This window comes from Cellulomonas sp. H30R-01, assembly GCF_010119915.1.
GTDB lineage: Bacteria > Actinomycetota > Actinomycetes > Actinomycetales > Cellulomonadaceae > Cellulomonas > Cellulomonas algicola.
On record NZ_CP048210.1, the window covers coordinates 2,362,868 to 2,379,847 of the forward strand.

General features: G+C 76.7%; 11 protein-coding genes. 5 read left to right on the top strand and 6 right to left on the bottom strand.

The genetic code is table 11. From position 1 onward, the window contains the following. Nucleotides 1–123: 123 nt before the first annotated feature. Nucleotides 124–2,196 (bottom strand): ATP-dependent helicase, encoded by a 2,073-nt coding sequence (locus GXP71_RS10525; protein ID WP_162352616.1) that lies wholly within the window; start codon nucleotides 2,194–2,196, stop codon nucleotides 124–126. 211 nt (nucleotides 2,197–2,407) lie between these two features. On the opposite strand from GXP71_RS10525, the gene GXP71_RS10530 reads away from it, so the two are divergent. Further along, complete coding sequence (locus GXP71_RS10530; RefSeq protein WP_162352617.1) at nucleotides 2,408–2,671, top strand: mycoredoxin; 264 nt, start codon at nucleotides 2,408–2,410, stop codon at nucleotides 2,669–2,671. Between the two features lie 75 nt (nucleotides 2,672–2,746). Here GXP71_RS10530 and nudC read toward each other — a convergent pair whose 3' ends face one another. Further along, nucleotides 2,747–3,862: an NAD(+) diphosphatase gene (gene nudC, locus GXP71_RS10535; protein ID WP_162352618.1), complete on the bottom strand. Its 1,116-nt coding sequence runs from the start codon at nucleotides 3,860–3,862 to the stop codon at nucleotides 2,747–2,749. A gap of 177 nt (nucleotides 3,863–4,039) precedes the next feature. On the opposite strand from nudC, the gene GXP71_RS10540 reads away from it, so the two are divergent. Then, a complete protein-coding gene (locus GXP71_RS10540; protein ID WP_162352619.1) occupies nucleotides 4,040–4,984 on the top strand; it encodes a phosphotransferase in 945 nt (314 codons plus the stop codon). A gap of 33 nt (nucleotides 4,985–5,017) precedes the next feature. Here the strand turns inward: GXP71_RS10540 and GXP71_RS10545 are convergent, their stop codons facing one another. From GXP71_RS10545 to GXP71_RS10555, 3 genes are all read right to left on the bottom strand, one after another. Then, complete coding sequence (locus tag GXP71_RS10545; protein WP_162352620.1) at nucleotides 5,018–8,665, bottom strand: ATP-dependent DNA helicase; 3,648 nt, start codon at nucleotides 8,663–8,665, stop codon at nucleotides 5,018–5,020. Next, the gene (locus GXP71_RS10550; RefSeq protein ID WP_162352621.1) at nucleotides 8,662–11,889 is read right to left on the bottom strand and encodes an ATP-dependent DNA helicase; all 3,228 of its coding nucleotides are present in this window, start codon (nucleotides 11,887–11,889) and stop codon (nucleotides 8,662–8,664) included. The genes GXP71_RS10545 and GXP71_RS10550 overlap by 4 nt, the downstream gene beginning before the upstream one ends. 73 nt (nucleotides 11,890–11,962) lie before the next feature. After that, nucleotides 11,963–12,901, bottom strand: a complete 939-nt coding sequence (locus tag GXP71_RS10555) for a DUF3152 domain-containing protein (RefSeq protein ID WP_238402376.1) — start codon at nucleotides 12,899–12,901, stop codon at nucleotides 11,963–11,965. A 47-nt stretch (nucleotides 12,902–12,948) separates the two neighbouring features. Here GXP71_RS10555 and GXP71_RS10560 point away from each other — a divergent pair, with 47 nt between their 5' ends. Both GXP71_RS10560 and GXP71_RS10565 read left to right on the top strand, forming a co-directional pair. Beyond that, on the top strand, nucleotides 12,949–13,617 hold the full coding sequence (locus GXP71_RS10560; protein WP_162352622.1) for a TetR/AcrR family transcriptional regulator: 669 nt from the start codon (nucleotides 12,949–12,951) through the stop codon (nucleotides 13,615–13,617). Between the two features lie 73 nt (nucleotides 13,618–13,690). Next, nucleotides 13,691–13,915, top strand: a complete 225-nt coding sequence (locus GXP71_RS10565) for a DUF3107 domain-containing protein (RefSeq protein ID WP_168679396.1) — start codon at nucleotides 13,691–13,693, stop codon at nucleotides 13,913–13,915. 91 nt (nucleotides 13,916–14,006) lie between these two features. Here GXP71_RS10565 and GXP71_RS10570 read toward each other — a convergent pair whose 3' ends face one another. Then, the gene (locus tag GXP71_RS10570; RefSeq protein ID WP_162352623.1) at nucleotides 14,007–14,750 is read right to left on the bottom strand and encodes a ferritin-like fold-containing protein; all 744 of its coding nucleotides are present in this window, start codon (nucleotides 14,748–14,750) and stop codon (nucleotides 14,007–14,009) included. A gap of 289 nt (nucleotides 14,751–15,039) precedes the next feature. Between GXP71_RS10570 and GXP71_RS10575 the strand changes: the two genes are divergently transcribed. Further along, nucleotides 15,040–16,842, top strand: a complete 1,803-nt coding sequence (locus tag GXP71_RS10575; RefSeq protein WP_162352624.1) for a DEAD/DEAH box helicase — start codon at nucleotides 15,040–15,042, stop codon at nucleotides 16,840–16,842. The last annotated feature ends 138 nt before the right edge of the window (nucleotides 16,843–16,980 follow it).

A 16,980-nucleotide genomic window follows, 5' to 3' on the forward strand; every position in this document is an offset into this window, starting at 1 on the left:
GCAGCCCACGTTCAAGGACGAGGATCACAGTAGGGCGGGGTCGTGAGGCGGGACAACCGAATAAACGACATGTCTTCGACGAATCTCCGACGGTCGCCCGTTCAGCCCTCTCGCACGACGCCGTCAGCCCTGCGCGGCGCTCCCGGCGGCGCGTGCGACGACCGCGAGGACGTCGTCGCCGAGCGTCGCGAGCGTCTGGGCGCCGACCCCCGGCACGCGGCCCAGCTCCTCGCGGGTGCGGGGCTGGTGCAGGCCGATGAGCGCGACCGTCGCGGACGTGAGCACGCGGGCCGGGCTCACGCCGACGGACCGGGCGTGCTCGTCACGCCAGCGGGTCAGCTCGGCGACGACGCGGCGGGCACGCGGGTCGTCGTCGTCCGAAGGCGGGTCGAGGGCCGCGGCGGCGCGGCGGGTGGGCGCCGACCGGGCGGGCCGGCGGTCGTCCGGCCACAGGTCGGAGAGGAAGCGCGAGCGCGTGCGGTTCGGGCGGCCGCCGGGGAGTCGCGAGCGCGCGTACGACAGGTGCAGGTGCTCACGGGCCCGGGTCACGCCGACGTACAGCAGGCGGCGCTCCTCCGCGACGGCCGCGGCCGACTCGGCGAGCGACGTCGGGAGCAGCCCTTCGCTGAGACCTGTGAGGAACACGGCGTCCCACTCGAGGCCCTTGGCGGCGTGCAGCGACGCGAGCGTGACGCCCTCGACGGTCGGCGCGTGCTGCGCGGCGGCGCGCTCGTCGAGCTCGGCCACGAGGTCCGCGAGCGTCGCGGACCCGGCGGCGGGCGTCTGGCCGTCCGACGCGGTCCGCGTGCCGTCCGCGGCGGCCGCGGCGAGCTCGTCGGCCAGGCCGACCAGCGCGTGCATCGCGTCCCAGCGCTCACGCGCGGCACCCCGCGCGGCCGGCGGTTCCTCCGCCCACCCGACCGTCCGCAGGATGTCGCGCACGGTCTCGGGCATCGGGACGGTCGGGTCGGCGGACCGGGCGCCGCCGCGCAGCAGCACGAGGGCGTCGCGGACGTCGCGCCGCGCAAAGAACCGCTCGCCGCCGCGGACCTGGTAGGCGATCCCGGCGGTCGCGAGCGCCTCCTCGAAGGCCTCCGACTGCGCGTTGGTGCGGTACAGCACGGCGACCTCGCTGGGGCGGACGCCGCTGCGGACCAGGCGGCCGATCGCGTGCGCGACACCGGTCGCCTCGGCCTCGTCGTCGTCGTAGGCGGTGAAGCGCACCTCCGGGCCGTCGGGGCGTTGCGCCCGGAGCTCGAGGGGCGCCGGACCGCCCGCGCGGCGGGTCGCGTCGATGACGCGGTTCGCGAGGCTCACGACCTGCGGGGTCGAGCGGTAGTCGCGGACCAGGCGCACGACCGTCGCGCCGGGGTGCGTCGTCGCGAACGTCGTCAGGTGGTACGGCGTCGCGCCCGCGAACGAGTAGATGGTCTGGCTCGGGTCGCCGACGACGCACAGCTCGTGCCGGCCGCCGAGCCACTGGTCGAGCAGGAACTGCTGCAGCGGGCTGACGTCCTGGTACTCGTCGACGACGAAGTAGCGGTACTGCTCGCGGATCTCCTCCGCGACGTCGCGGCGCTCCGCGAGCATCGCCGACAGGAGCAGCAGGACGTCCTCGAAGTCGATCACGCCGCGCTCGGTCTTGACCTGCTCGTACGACGTCATGAGCCGGGCGACGGCCTGCGGGTCCTGGCCGCTGGGCGCCGGCCGCGCGATCGCGCCGACCGCCTTCTCGTAGTCGTCGGCCGTGACGAGCGAGACCTTGGCCCACTCGATCTCGGAGGAGAGGTCGCGGACGCTCACCCTGTCCACCGAGAGGCCCACGCGGCGTGCCGCCTCCGCGACGACCTGCGCCTTCTGGTCGAGGATCCGCGGTGGCGCGCCGCCGACGACCTTGGGCCAGAAGAAGCCGAGCTGCCGCAGCGCCGCCGCGTGGAACGTGCGCGCCTGCACGCCCGAGGCGCCGAGCCCGCGCAGCCGCGTCCGCATCTCCCCCGCGGCGCGCGCCGTGAACGTCACCGCGAGGACGTTGCCCGGGCGGTAGACGCCGGTGCGGATGCCGTACGCGATGCGGTGCGTGATCGCGCGCGTCTTGCCCGTCCCCGCACCGGCGAGGACGCACACGGGTCCGCGCAGGGCGGTGGCGACGGCCCGCTGCTCGGGGTCGAGGGCGTCGAGGAGGGCGTCGGCGGACATCGTCCACCAGTGTCGCAGCCCCGACCGACACGCCCGTGCGCGCGTCAACAGGGTCGCCGCAGGTCAGCCGTCCGTGTGGTCCACGCCACACCGGCGGCGCGGAAGCCGTGCCCGTGCGACCGTGTTGAAGCACGTGACGAGGCGCGCTCCTCGTCACCCGTCCGTGGGGGTCCGGTCGCCCGGTCCCCGCCCGTCGACACCACGAGGACCCATGACCACCGAGACCCTGCCCCAGGCCGGCACCGTGACGATGTACTCCACCACGTGGTGCGGGTACTGCCACCGGCTGAAGAAGCAGCTCGACTCGGCAGGCATCGGCTACACCGTGGTCGACGTCGAGCAGGACGACGCCGCCGCGCGGTACGTCGAGTCGGTCAACGGCGGGAACCGTGTCGTGCCGACCGTCGTGTTCCCCGACGGCGGCGCGCTCACCAACCCCTCGCTCGTCCAGGTCCGCGAGCGCCTCGAGGCCTGACCGGTCCGCTCCCCCGACACGCGCCGTCGGACGCGGCCACCGGCGCGTCGTGCCCGCCGGTCACCGTCGTCGACGTCAGACCTCCGGCCCGGCGGGCAGCCTCCCGCCGTACCAGTCCTCGACGAGCGCCCGCGCGATCGACGACGGCCCCGGCGGGATCACGTCGCCCGCCGCGACCGCGTCCCGCAGCTCCGCCCGCGTGAACCACCGGGCGCTCTCGAGCTCGACCCCGTCGACGGCGACGTCCGTCGACCGTGCGTGCGCCCGGAACCCCACCATGAGGGACGCCGGGAACGGCCACGGCTGGCTGCCCCGGTACTCGACGGTGTCGACGACGACGCCCGTCTCCTCCCGCACCTCGCGGCGGACCGCGCTCTCGAGCGACTCACCCGCCTCGACGAACCCCGCAAGCGTCGACCAGCGGTGCGCCGCCCAGGCCGTGGCGTGCCCGAGCAGCAGCCGGTCGGCGTCGTCGACCACCGCCATGATCACCGCCGGGTCCGTGCGCGGGTAGTGCTCCGACCCGTCGACCGTGCACGCGCGGACCCACCCCGCCTGGGTCGCGACCGTCGCCGCACCGCACCGCGGGCAGCGAGGGTGACGCGCGTGCCACGCGTCGAGCGCGACCGCCGACGTCGCCAGCCCCGCGTCGCGGGCCGACAGCGTGGCGCCCACGACCCGCAACGACGACCAGCGTGCACCCGGCGGGAGCGGGGTCGGCGGCGGATCCGCACTGTCGGGCGCGCCCGCAGCGGCGTGCACGAGGACGTCGGAGGCCGATCCCGTCGCCGGCGCCGGGCGGCGACCGAGCACCCGGCGGGCCGCGTAGGCCGTGCCGTCCGCGTCGCGTCCCAGGAGGAGCCACAGCCCGTCCGTGTCGGTGCCCTCGGGCGACGCGGTCGGGACAGCGGCCGCGTCGGACGACAGCCCGCCGGCGACGCGACCGTCCGGAGACACCGTGTGCTCGGCGCGCTCGTCGACGTGCGAGGCGACAGGGTCGGCGACGAGCGCGCGGGCCTCGTCCGGGCTCAGCAGCAGCAGGTCGAACGCCTCGTCGGTGAGGACGCTGCCGTCGTCGACCAGCAGGACGCGCGTCGACGGCTCCGCGAGCGCGTGCGCCAGGCCGTCGGGCCGGTGCTCGGCCGCCCGGTCCACCGCGGCACGGGACAGGGGCAGCGCGTCGACGATCACGCCGCCACCGTACGCGTCGGCGTGCGAGGGCGGCCCGTCGTCCGCACCGGGCGGTGCGGACGCGACGTCCTGCACGCGCACGGCCGACGTCGACGACCGTCACGCAGTCGGACGAATGGGACCGACACGCCGTGGCGCGACCGGGAAGCGCCCGACCTGCGACCTACCCTGGTCGACGTGCCTCGCTCACCCCTCGCTCTCGCCGCGCTGGCGACGGTCGCCGTCCCCGGCCTCGACGCGTACGACGTGCGACGGCCCGCGCAGCCCGGCACGGACTACGACGTCGCCGTGGTCATCGACGCGCAGCGCCGCCGCTGGGTCGTGCGCGCACCGTCCAGCGCCGCCGCCGGCGCCGCGCTCGAGGCCGAGGTCGACCTGCTCGAGGGCCTCGCCGAGCACGCCGGCTCCGGCGCGCTCCCCTTCGCCGTCCCGCGGCCCGTCGGCTTCGCGCACCTGCCCGAGGGCGGGCGCGCCGCTGTGCACGCCGAGATCCCCGGCGCGCCCCTGCGCGTCGACACCCTCCGGCCGGGTCCCGGGCTCGCCGCCGACCTCGGCCGCGCGATCGCGGCGCTCCACGAGCTGCCCACGTCCGTCGTCGAGAGCGTCGGCCTGCCCGTCTACGAGGCGACCGAGTACCGCCAGCGCCGGCAGGCCGAGGTCGACGAGGCCGCCCGCACCGGCAAGGTCCCGCCCGCGCTCCTGCGGCGCTGGGAGGAGCAGCTCGAGGACGTCGCGATGTGGCGCTTCCGGCCGACCGTCGTGCACGGCGACCTGTCCGCCGAGCGCGTCCTCGTCCACGACGGCAAGGTCAGCGGCCTCCTCGGCTGGGGCGACACCGTCGTGGCCGATCCCGCCGACGACCTGTCGTGGCTGCTCGTCGCCGCGTCGCCCGAGGCCGCGGACTCCGTGATGGAGGCCTACCAGCTGCGACGCACCGAGCTCACCGACCCGCACCTGCAGCGTCGCGCGTTCCTCGCCGGCGAGCTCGCGCTCGCCCGGTGGCTCCTGTACGGGGTGCGGACCGGTGACGACGAGGTCGTCGCGGACGCCGTCGCGATGCTCCAGGACCTCGACGAGCACACCCGGCTCGCCGACGTCGAGTCCTCCGCGTCGTACGCCTGACGCCGCCCGTGCCTCTGGTGAGGCCGCGACGCGTCAGACGGACCGGTCGTCGGCTCGTACCGGGACCGGCGGCCGGTCCGGGGACCGACGCCCGGCCGACGCCGGACGTCGTCGTGCGGTCGTGTCGCTCGGGTTGGACGTCCCGCGGTCCACGTTCGGCGGCCAGGCACGGTCCGCCATGCGCACGTCCGCCGACAGGTCCGGCTCGGGTGCGTGGGGCTCGTCGGACGTCGCGCGGCGCAGGAGGGCCGTGATCTCGTCCTCACCGAGCAGGCGCTGCGGGTAGACCGTCTCGCCCGTGCCGACGTAGCAGAAGGCGGCGCGGACGAGGTCGAGCGGGGTGCCGGTCCACCGCGACCACGCGAGCCGGTAGACGGCCAGCTGGAGCTCGCGCGACGCGCGCGCGTCCGGGTCCGTGGGCGGGGCGCCCGTCTTCCAGTCCACGACGACGACCGCGCGTCCCTCGACGTCGGTCCGCTCCTGGTCGGGGAACACCGCGTCGATGCGGGAGCGCAGCACGTACCCGTCGACGCTCGTCTCGACGTCGACCTCGATCGCGAGCGGCGAGCGGTCGGCCCACGGCGTCCGCAGGAAGGACGCCCGCAGCGCCTCCTCGTCGCCGTCCACGGGCGTCGAGTCGTCGTCCGCGCCCGGCAGCGCGTCGACGTCGACCAGCGACGCGGCGCCGTACCAGCCCTCGACCCACGCGTGGAAACGCGTGCCGCGGCGTGCCTGCGGCGAGGGCTCGCGCGGCACCGGGCGACGCAGGCCGCGCGCGAACTCGGCGGGGTCGGCGTGCAGGCGGACGAGCGACGACGCCGAGAGGTGCGCGGGCAGCTCGACGCCGCCGTCGGGCCGTCGGACGCGGTCCTGCTCGGCGAGCAGGCGGTCGGCGAGGTGCTCCCACCGGGACGGCGCGGCACCGGGCGGCCCGGCAGCGACGACGTCCGCCGTCGCGGTCGTGCCGTCCCCTGGGACCGCGGCGGTCGTGCCGTGTCCCGGGGCCGGCGCGCCGGTCCCGGCGTCGTGGCCGACCGCGCGATCGTCGACCGCGCCCCTGGACGCGTCCTCGGCGGTGGAGGTCGCGACCGTGAGGGCCGCGCGGACGAGGGCCGCCGCCTCCTCGACCGCAGGACGTCGCCCGGGGCCGTCGTCGGCGGCGAACGGGTCGGCGGGCCAGACGGCGCTGAGCACCTGGTCCTCGCGCGGGTTGCCCGTGCCGGCCTCGGGCGGCGGCATCCACCCGTCCTCCGTCACGAGGCCGGCCGTGACGAGCTCCTCGAGGAAGATCGAGAGCACCCGCGCGCCGCTGGAGTCGCCCCACCACGCCGCGGAGAGCAGGAGGTCGGTGCGTGCGCGGGTGAGGGCGACGTAGGCGAGGCGCCGCTCCTCCGCGACCTGGTGCGCGCCGGCGTCGAGCACGAACCGCTGACGACGCTCCTCGAGGTCCTTGTGGTGCTCGGCGCCGGCGTAGGGGAAGTCCGGCAGGTCGTGCCGGTCGCCGCGCAGCGGGTACGGGAGCGTGCCGAGGCCCGTGAGCCACGCGGAGTCCTTCGGTCCGTCCTTGCCGCGCGTGCGGGTCGCGGGCAGCACGCCGTCGACCAGCCCGGCGACGGCGACGACGTCCCACTCCAGGCCTTTCGCCGCGTGCACGGTGATGACCTGGACGGCGTCCGGGTCGGGCTCCGCGACGGGCATGTCGAGACCGCTCTCGCGGGTGTCGGCGGCGTCGAGCCAGGCGAGGAAGCCGCCGAGCGTCGGGTGGTCCGCGGTGCGCGCGAACTCGACGGCCACGTCGCGGAACGCGTCGAGGTTGGCCCGCGCCCGGCCCGGGGACACGCCCGCGCGCGCAGCGACCTCGATGTCCAGGCCGAGGAGGCGCTCGGCCTCGCCGACGAGCTCGGGCACCGCGAGGTAGGTGTGCGAGCGGAGCGCGGTGAGCAGCCGCGCGAGGTCGGCGAGGCGCGTGCGTGCCGTGGCGCTGAGCTCGCGGCCGGTGGCGCTGCGCCAGCCGGGCCGGGGCAGCTCGTCGAGCGCGTCGACGATGCTGCGCTCGTCGACCACGTCGGCCTGCACGCCGGGGTCGCGACCGGCGCGGCCACCCCCGCCCGCACGTCCCGCGAGCTCGGCCGACCAGGCGCCGAGCGCGTGCAGGTCGGCAGCACCGAGCCGTGTCCTGCCGCCGGTGAGCAGCCGCATGAGTGCGTCGCCGCGGGACGGGTCGTGCGCGGCCTGCAGCGCGGCCACGAGGTCGACGACCTCGGGCGTGGCGAGCAGGCCGCCGAGACCGACGACCTCGACGGGCAGGCCCGCGGCACGCAGGGCACGCTGCACGACGGGGAACTGCGAGCGCTTGCGGCACAGCACCGCGGCGGTCACGCGATCGACGCCCGCGCCGGCCGGTCGCCAGCGCGCCTTGACGAACTCCGCGATCGCGCGCGCCTCGTCCTCGACCGTCTCCGCCACGTGCGCGTGCACGCGCCCGTCACCGGCCCCGGGCCGCGCCGCGAGCACGGGCACCTCGACGCGGGACGTCGACGCGCGCAGCGGTGCGGCGACGACGTTCGCCGCGTCGAGGATCCGCCGGTCGTTGCGCCACGACGTCGACAGCGAGTGCACGTCGGCGGGCCGCCGGTCCCCGTCGGGCCCGACCACCGGGAACGACGTCGGGAACCCCTCGAGCCCGCCCGCGCTCGCGCCGCGCCAGCCGTAGATCGACTGGTGCGGGTCCCCGACGGCCGTCACGGGGTGACCGTCGCCGAACAGGGCCGCGAGCAGCGTGAGCTGCGCGTAGGACGTGTCCTGGTACTCGTCGAGCAGAACGACGCGGAAGCGGGCACGCTCCCCCGCCGCGACCTCCGGCACGTCGAGCGCGAGCCGCGCCGCGAGCGCGACCTGGTCGCCGAAGTCGATCGCGTCGGCGGCTCGCTTGCGGTCGCGGTAGGTCGCGACGAGGTCGAGCACGCGGGACCGCTCGCCGAGCAGGCGCACGAGGGCCGCCACGTCGCGGTACGGCTCGGTGCGCTTCCCGGGCCCGTGGGGCGTCGCGTTGATCGCGTCGACGATCCCCGCGATGCCGGCCTGCGCCTCGGCGGGCGTGAGCAGGTGCTCGTCGAGGGCGCCGGAGAGCGACAGGACGGCGTCGACGACGGTCGACGTCGCGGCGTCGGTGTCGACGTCGCCCGTCCAGGCCTCGACGACCTCGTGCGCGAGCTGCCACTGCGCGGCCTCGCCGAGCAGCCGCGCGGACGGGTCGAGGCCGAGCCGCAGCGCGTGGTCGCTCACCAGCGAGGACGCGTACGCGTTGTACGTCGCGACCGTCGGCCGCACGAGGCCCCCGAGCCCGTCGCCGTCGGCGCCCGCGAGGACGGCCGCGCCCGGCAGCACGACACCCTCCTCGGCGGCCGCGCGCGCGAGCCGGCGCAGCCGTCGCCGCACGCGCTCGGCGAGCTCGGCGGCGGCCTTGCGCGTGAACGTCAGGCCCAGCACCTGCTCGGGAGCGACGAGCCCGTTCGCGAGCAGCCACACGACACGCGCGGCCATCGTCTCCGTCTTGCCCGACCCGGCACCGGCGACGACGAGCGCGGGCGCGAGCGGCGACTCGACGACGCGCTCCTGCTCGGGCGTGGGCGGCGGCTGGCCGACGAGGGCGGCGATCTGCGCGGCGGACAGCAGCGTCATGCGACCACCTGCCCGCCCTCGGTGCGCACCGGGCACGAGCGGCGGACCGGGCAGCGGTCGCACAGGTCGTTCGTCGTGGCGACGAACGTCGAGGCGGCCATCTTGTCGGCGACCTCGTCGACGAGCGTGCGTGCCCAGCTCGGCCCGTCGTCCTCGCCGCCGAGCGCGTCCTGGTGGCGTTCCGTCGCGGACGCCCCCGTGCCCAGGTAGACGAGCCGTGCACCCGAGCTTGCGGCGTCGGGGGGCAGCGTCTCGAACGCGCCCGCGTCGACCGCGAGCTGGTAGGCGCCGAGCTGCGGGTTGGTGACCGCCTTCGCCCTGCTCGGGACGGTCGCGCCCGTCTTGAGGTCGACCACGCGGACCGCCGTCCGGCCGTCGTCGGGCTGCGCGGGGTCGAGCTCGACGCGGTCGACCGTGCCCCGGACGACGGCCCGGTCGGTGCGCAGCGTGAACTCGCCCTCGACGAGCAGCGGCGCGCCCGCGTCGCGCAGGTACCCCGCGAGCCGGTCGATCATCGCCTCCGCCCGCCTCCGGGTCGCCCGTGCGGGCCACCCGTCGCCGAGGCCGAGCTCCGACCAGCGGCGGTCGAGCTCCGCGGCGAGCTCGGCACGCGTCCCGCGCGGGTGCTCCTGCGCGATCGCGTGCACGAGCGTGCCGAGCGTCTGACCGCTCGAGTCGGCGGCGGTGCCGCCCGCGGCCTCGAGCGCCCAGCGCAGCGCGCACCGCTGCGCGACCTCGAGCCGGGACGGGGACACCGGCACGCGGTCCTGCGGACCCCACAGGGCCGCGTCGCTCGACGGCTCGGCGAGCCCGTGCCACTCGGCGGGGTCCGCGCCCGCGACGCCCGCGCGCGCGAGCCGGGCGAGCGTGCGCGCGAGCGCCGGGTCGGGCTCGACGCCGTCGACGACGGCCTGCTCGAGGCGCGAGCGGAGCTCCGCGACGAGGCCGCGGAGGTCCGCGGCGGCGGGCACCGTGGTCCGGCGGTGGTCCACGTCGCCGTCGGACGGCTCGACGAGGTCGAGGAACGGCGACGGCTGCTGGTCGGCGTCGGCGACGGCCGTCACGACGAGCCGCGAGCGTGCGCGCGAGCACGCGACGGCGAACGACCGGAGCTCGTCGGCGAGCACCGCGGCGCGCGCCTCGGCCGCACGGGCGCCCTCGTCGGTGCCGTCCACCTGGCGGCCTGCGACGACGTCGACGAGCCGCTGGGCGCCGAGCAGCGAGTCGCGGAGCCGCAGGTCGGGCCAGACGCCGTCCTGCACGCCCGCGACGACGACGAGGTCCCACTCCTGGCCGGCGGCGCCCGCGGGCGTGAGGACCGGCACCGCCTGGCGACGGGCCGCGGCGGCGAGCGAGTCGGAGGGCAGGTCCTGCGCGGCGAGCCAGTCGGCGAACGCGCCCGGCGTCGCGCGCGGCATGCGGTCGACGAACGTCTCGGCCGCGCGGAACAGGGCGAGCACCGCGTCGAGGTCGCGGTCCGCCCGCTCGCCGGCGACGCCTCCCGCGAGCGCCGACCGACGCCACGGCTCGGCGAGCCCCGACGCGTGCCACAGGGCCCACAGCACGGTCTGCGCGTCGGCGTCGGGCTGCGCCGCCGCACGGCGGCCCGCAGCGAGCACCTCCGCGAGCCGCGCGACCGGCCGGACCACCGACGACGGGAGCGTGGCGACGCGGGCGGGGTCCTCGAGCGCCTCGACCAGGAGCACGTCGCTCGTGCGGCCCCCGCCGGAGCCGAGCTCCTCGGCGCGCAGCGCGCGACGCACGCGCCGCAGCCCCACCGCGTCGAGGCCGCCCAGCGGCGAGCACGCGAGCCGTGCCGCGGTCTCGGGGTCGAGCTCGGCGTCCCCCACGACGACGCGCACCGCCTCGAGCAGCGGGCGGACGGCGGGCTCCTCGCGGAGCGGCACGTCGCTGCCGACGACCGTGACGGGGACCGACGCCCCCGCGAGCGCGCGGCGCAGCGCGGTGACCTGGGCGCCCGACCGCGCCACGACCGCCATCTCGTCCCAGCCGACGCCGTGCTCCAGGTGGGCGGTGCGCAGCGCGTGCGCGACGAACGCGGCCTCCTGCGAGGTGCTCGGCAGCACGGCCGCCTGCACGACGCCCGCCCCGCGGGCGACGTCCCGCGCGGTCGCGCGGCGGTGCTGGACCGCACCGACCGACCCGATGCGCTCGGTGACGCGCCGCGTCACGTCGCGCACCGCGTCGCCGTGCCGCCACACCGTCCCGAGGACGTGCGTCACGGCGCCGAGCTCGCCGTCACCGGCGCCGGCGACGGCCGCGCGCCCGACGAGCGTGGGCGCGGCCCCGCGGAACGTCTGCACGGCCTCGTCGGGGTCGGCCAGCAGGAGCAGCCGCGCACCGTCGTCGGCGAGCACCCGCAGCAGCCGCGCCGTCGCGGACGTGCTCTCCTGGTGGTCGTCCACCACGACGAGCCGCCAGCGCGGCCGCACGGCACCCGGCACCTCGTCGTCCCACGCACGCAGCGCCTGCGCGGCCTCCTCGACGACGACCGCGGGGTCGAGCCGCGCGCCGAGGTCGGGCGTCGCGGACCGCAGCTCGAGCACGTCGAGGTACTCCTCGTACACCTGCGCCGCGGCGGTCCACTCCGGCCGGTCGTGCCCCGCGCCGAGGTCGGCGAGGTCGACGGGCCCGAGCCCGCGCTCAGCGGCCCGCATGAGCAGGTCGCGCAGCTCGTCGCGGAACGCGCGCATCGTCGGCACGTCGGCGGGCACGTCCCCGGGCCAGACGGGCCGCACGCCCTCTCCCGCGGCGTGGCCGGCCAGCAGCTCCGCGAGCAGCAGGTCCTGCTCCGCGCCCGAGACGAGGGTCGGCGGCACGAGACCGAGGTGGCCGGCGCGCGCCCGCAGCACGGCGAACGCGACCGCGGGGGCGGTCTGCACGAGCGGCCGGCCCGACGTCGCACGCAGCCGGGCCGCGAGGCGGTCACGGAGGTCCGCGGCGGCCCGACGCCCCGCCGACACGACCAGGACGTCCTCCGGCGCGAGACCCGCGTCGACGGCCGCGACGACGGTCTCGAGCGCGACGGTCGTCTTGCCGGTGCCCGGCGCGCCGAGCACGAGCAGCGCCCGGTCCTCGCCGTGCAGCGCGCGCTCGACCGCGAGCGCCTGGTCGTCGTCGAGGTCCACCGGGCTGCCCGGTCCCCGCGCCGGCCCGTCGGCCAGGGCGGGACGCACGAGGCGCAGCGCGGGGGTCGTGGTCACGGCCCCGATCCCATCACGGACCGCCGACACCGCGGTCCACCGACTGGTCGTCAGGCGTGTGCCCGGCGGACGGTCAGGGGAAGGGCCACGGGTTGGGGATGCACGGCGCCGCCTTGTACGACTGCTGCTGCATGAGCGGGGCCAGCGCACCGGGTGCCGGGCACTTCTCGTGACCGTGCCCGAGCAGGTGCCCGACCTCGTGGTTGACGAGGTACTGGCGGTAGGTGACCTTGTCGCCGGCGAGCTCCTGGGTCGCGAGCACCCAGCGCCGCAGGTTGAGCACCGCGTTGCCGCCCCGGCCGCACGAGACCTGGCCGTTGGTGTCGAGCGGGGCGCACAGGTCGTCGACGCTCTCGGGGGACGCCAGGGTCACGCGGAGCTCGGCAGGGCCGTCGGTGCGGGCGAACGACACCGACCCGTCGGCTCCCCAGCCGCGCGGGTCGTTGAGCGTCGTCATGACGGTCTGCGCGAACCGCGCACCGTCGACCGCGAGCCCGTCCTCGACCTCGACACGGATCGTCCGCACGCGACCCGTGCCGGGTCCGGGTTCGCTGCCCGGGACGACGGAGAAGGTCCCGGCGGCGCGCTCGGGGATCTCGGCGGAGAGCAGCCCGGCCTGGACGTCGACGAGCGTGAGGCCCGGCGGCAGCGCGACCACCGGCGGGTCGGTCGACAGCAGCGGGTCGAACGCGGGCGCGGGCGCGGGGGCCGGCTCGCGCACCGCCGACCGGCTCGTGTCGACGGCGCGGTCCTGCGTGTCGTCGGCCGCGACCGCGCCCGACCCCGCGAGCTGCACGGACGACACCGACAGCGCGAGCGCACCCTGGAGCGCGCCCGACGCCGACACCCCCGGGAGCGTGAGGGCCGCCGTCCCGGCCCCGAGCAGGAGGCCGCCGAGCGCGACGGACGACGCCACCGCCACACGCCGGACCCCGGCGAAGGGTCGCCCGGACCGGCGTCCGGGCGCACGGCGGGCGCGCTCGTCCGGACGGGGCATCTCGGGCGGGGTCACGCGGACATCGTCGCATCCCGGACACGTGCCGTCGCTACCATGCCGGGATGACAGACGGGACCGACGGCTCGCCCCCACGGCCGCGCAGCCCGCGGATGGCTCGCGACGAGCGCCGTGCCCAGGTGCTGCGCATCGCGCAGGACCTCTTCTCGTCCGAGGGTTTCCACCACGTCTCCATGGACGACATCGCCGACCGCGCCGAGGTCAGCAAGCCCGTGCTCTACCGGCACTTCCCCTCGAAGCTCGACCTCTACCTCGCCGTCGTCGACCAGTGCGGCTCCGACCTGCTCGCGGCCGTCGACGAGGCCGTCGCCCCCCTCGAGGCCGGACCCGTCCAGCGCGGCGCGGGTCGCGACGTCATCGCCGCGATCGTCCGCGCCTACATCGACTTCGTCGACGTCGCCGGGGAGTCCTCGACGCTGCTCTTCGAGTCCGACGTGACGCACGACGCCGACGTGCGCGCCCGCGTCGAGCACGCGTCGTCCGAGGCCGCCCGCCGCATCGCCCGCGTGCTGTCCCAGGTGACCGGTCTGGCCGCCGACGCCTCCGCCACGCTCGCCGTCTCGCTGATCGCGATGGCGCAGGGCGCGGCGACGCACCGGCTCCGCACGACGCCCGTCGCCGACGCCGGCCTGACCGCCGAGCTCGTCACGCAGCTCGCCTGGGGCGGCGTCGCGGGCCTGGTCCGCCCCGACTTCGTGTACGAGGACGCCTAGGATCGTCCAGGCGGGCCCCGTGGGCCCGGACGCTCGCGAGCGGACGACGTTGGAGGACGAGGAAGACATGGCCGTGGAGATCACGATCGGCGTGCAGAACCTGCCGCGGGAGATCGTCCTGGAGACCGACCAGACCGCCGACGAGGTCGCGGCGGCCGTCGCCGCCGCCCTGGACGGCAAGACGGTGCTGGAGCTGCACGACACGCGCGGCCGTCGGGTGATCGTCCCGACGTCCACGCTGGGCTACGTGGAGATCGGGTCCGAGACGAAGGCCCGCGTGGGCTTCGGCAGCATCTGACGACGCACGGACGAGGCCCCCGCCGACCGGTCGGTCGCGGGGGCCTCGTCGTGTCCTCGGAACGGCGCGCGGCGGTGCGGTGCCCGGTGTCTCAGGCGGTGAGGCCGAGCCGCGACATCCGGCGGGTGTGCTGCGCGGTGAGCTCGCCGAAGAGCTTGGTCGGCGGGTTGGCCGGGGCCGCACGCCCGTCGGCCTGCTGCTCGGCCGGGACGGCGGCGTCACCCGTGCCGCTCGACACCAGCCGGACGAGCCCGGGGCGCTGCACGAGCAGGCGCTGCACGACGCCGAGCGCCTCCCCCACGAGCCGGCGACCCCACAGCGCGAGCCGCGAGCTGAGCACACCGTCGTCGGAGCCTGCGGCGTCGAGCTCGGCCACGGCCAGCTCGGCGTGGGCGGCGTCGTCGAGGACCGCCAGCACGACCCGGCGGGACTCCTCGTCGAGCCCCTCGGCCGCGACGCGGCAGAAGTCGTCCGCGACGCCGTAGCCGACGTACGCCTTGAGCAGCCGCTCCCACCACGTGCTGGGCTGCGTGCGGGCGTCGAAGTCGTCGAGCACGTGGTCGAACTGCGCGACCGCGGCCACGGGGTCCGCGCCCAGCTCGGAGATCCGCGCCATCACCGTGTCGCGACGGGCGACCGCGGCCGCGGCGAACCCGCTCAGCTGCAGCCGCTGGTCGGTCGTGGGGGCGACCGACGCGTCGGCGGCGAGCCGTGCGAAGGCGATCTGCTCCAGCTGCGCGACCAGCCCGAGCAGCTCCACGGTGTCGGCCTGCGAGGGTCCGGGACGGGCGGCGGGCGCGTCGTCGGGACCGGCCGGGAGTGCGTGCGTGGTCATCCGAGGATCGTATGCCGACGCCACGCCGCCGTGCGCGGAACGGTCCACAGGGTCGTCCGATAGGCTGGGGGGGTACATCGGTTGCCCGGTCGTCTCGGAGGGGACGCCGTCCCCGGTCCCAGGACCGGCTCGCGCAGCGCCGGACGCACGTCCGCAGCAGCTCGCGAGCGACTTTCACGATCGGCTGCCGGCCAACCCGCGTGGTGACCGCTGTCGCCCGGGAACGCCGCGATCGCCGGCCGCTCCTGGACAGCGCGCGGACCACCACCCTGCGCAGTGAGAAGCCAACGTGACCACGACCGACCCCGGCACCACCGTCGACTCCCCCGACAGCCCCGACGCCGCCGCCAGCGCGCTCGCCGCCCCCATGACGCGCCCGCTGCGCTCCACGTACTCCTCGGTGCAGGCCGTCGACGCGTCCTTCGCGGACTTCGACGTCCGCCCCGAGATCGTGCAGGCGCTCGCCGACGCGGGCATCTCGCACCCGTTCCCCATCCAGGCCATGACGCTGCCCGTCGCGCTCTCGCGGCACGACATCATCGGCCAGGCCAAGACCGGCACCGGCAAGACCCTCGGCTTCGGCGTCCCGCTGCTGCACGCGGTCGTCGCGCCCGGCGAGGACGGCTACGACCAGCTCCCCGCACCCGGCAAGCCGCAGGCGCTCGTCGTCGTGCCGACCCGTGAGCTCGCGGTGCAGGTCGCCGGGGACCTCGCGACCGCGTCCGCGCGCCGCACCGTCCGCGTCGTGCAGGTGTACGGCGGCCGCGCGTACGAGCCGCAGATCGAGGCGCTCAACAAGGGCGTCGACGTCGTCGTCGGCACGCCGGGCCGCATGATCGACCTGCTCAAGCAGCGCCACCTCGACCTCACACGCGTGCGCACCGTCGTGCTCGACGAGGCCGACGAGATGCTCGACCTCGGCTTCCTGCCCGACGTCGAGACGCTGCTCGCCGCGACCCCCGCGTCGCGCCACACGATGCTCTTCTCCGCGACGATGCCCGGCGCGGTCGTCGCGATGGCGCGCCGCTACATGACGCAGCCCACGCACATCCGCGCGGCCGACCCGGACGACGACGGCAGCCAGACCGTCAAGAACATCAAGCAGGTCGTCTACCGGGCGCACGCGCTCGACAAGGTCGAGCTGCTCGCGCGCATCCTCCAGGCCAACGGCCGCGGCCTGACGATCGTGTTCGCGCGGACCAAGCGGACCGCCGCGAAGGTCGCCGACGACCTCGTCGAGCGCGGGTTCGCCGCGGGCGCGCTGCACGGCGACCTGGGTCAGGGCGCCCGCGAGCAGGCGCTGCGCGCGTTCCGCCACGGCAAGGTCGACGTGCTCGTCGCGACCGACGTCGCCGCGCGCGGCATCGACGTCGAGGACGTCACGCACGTCGTCAACTACCAGTGCCCCGAGGACGAGAAGACCTACCTGCACCGCACCGGCCGCACCGGTCGCGCGGGCAACAAGGGCACCGCGGTCACGTTCGTCGACTGGGACGACATGCCGCGCTGGTCGCTCATCGACAAGGCGCTCGGGCTCGGCATCCCCGAGCCGGTCGAGACGTACTCGTCGTCGCCGCACGTCTACTCCGACCTCGACATCCCCGAGGGCGTCAAGGGCCGTCTCCCCAAGGCGCAGCAGACGCGCGCGGGGCTCGCCGCCGAGGCGATCGAGGACCTGGGCGAGACCGGCAAGCGCGGCGGTGGCGCCGGTGCGCGCACCGGCAGCGCAGGCTCCCGCGGTCGCGGGGGCGAGCAGCGTGGCGGTGAGCTGCGTGACGGTGAGCAGCGTGGCGGTGAGCAGCGCGGTGGTGAGCAGCGCGGTGGCCAGCCGCGTCGCGACGAGGACGGCTCCCGCGAGGGGGGCGGCCGTCGCCGTCGTCGCGGTGGCCGTGGCGGAGCGGGCGAGGGTGCCGCGACGTCCGAGGGCGCCGAGCGCAGCGAGCAGGGCGGCTCCGACGCTCCGCGCGCCGAGGGCGGCGGCGAGGCGGGCGAGGGCGGTGCGCGCCGCAGCCGGTCGCGCAGCCGTCGTCGGACGCGCGGTGGTCGCCCGGTCGAGGGCGGCGCAGCGCCGTCGGCTCCCGCCGACGCCTGACGCCTGACGCACGAAGGGCGCGCATCCCGGACGGGGTGCGCGCCCTTCGGCGTCTCGGCGCCGCCGCGCCTGTCTGCGGCAGGCCGCGGCAGCGCGGCGGACGGGCGCGGCGGACGGGCGGTCCGCGGCGCGACGCGC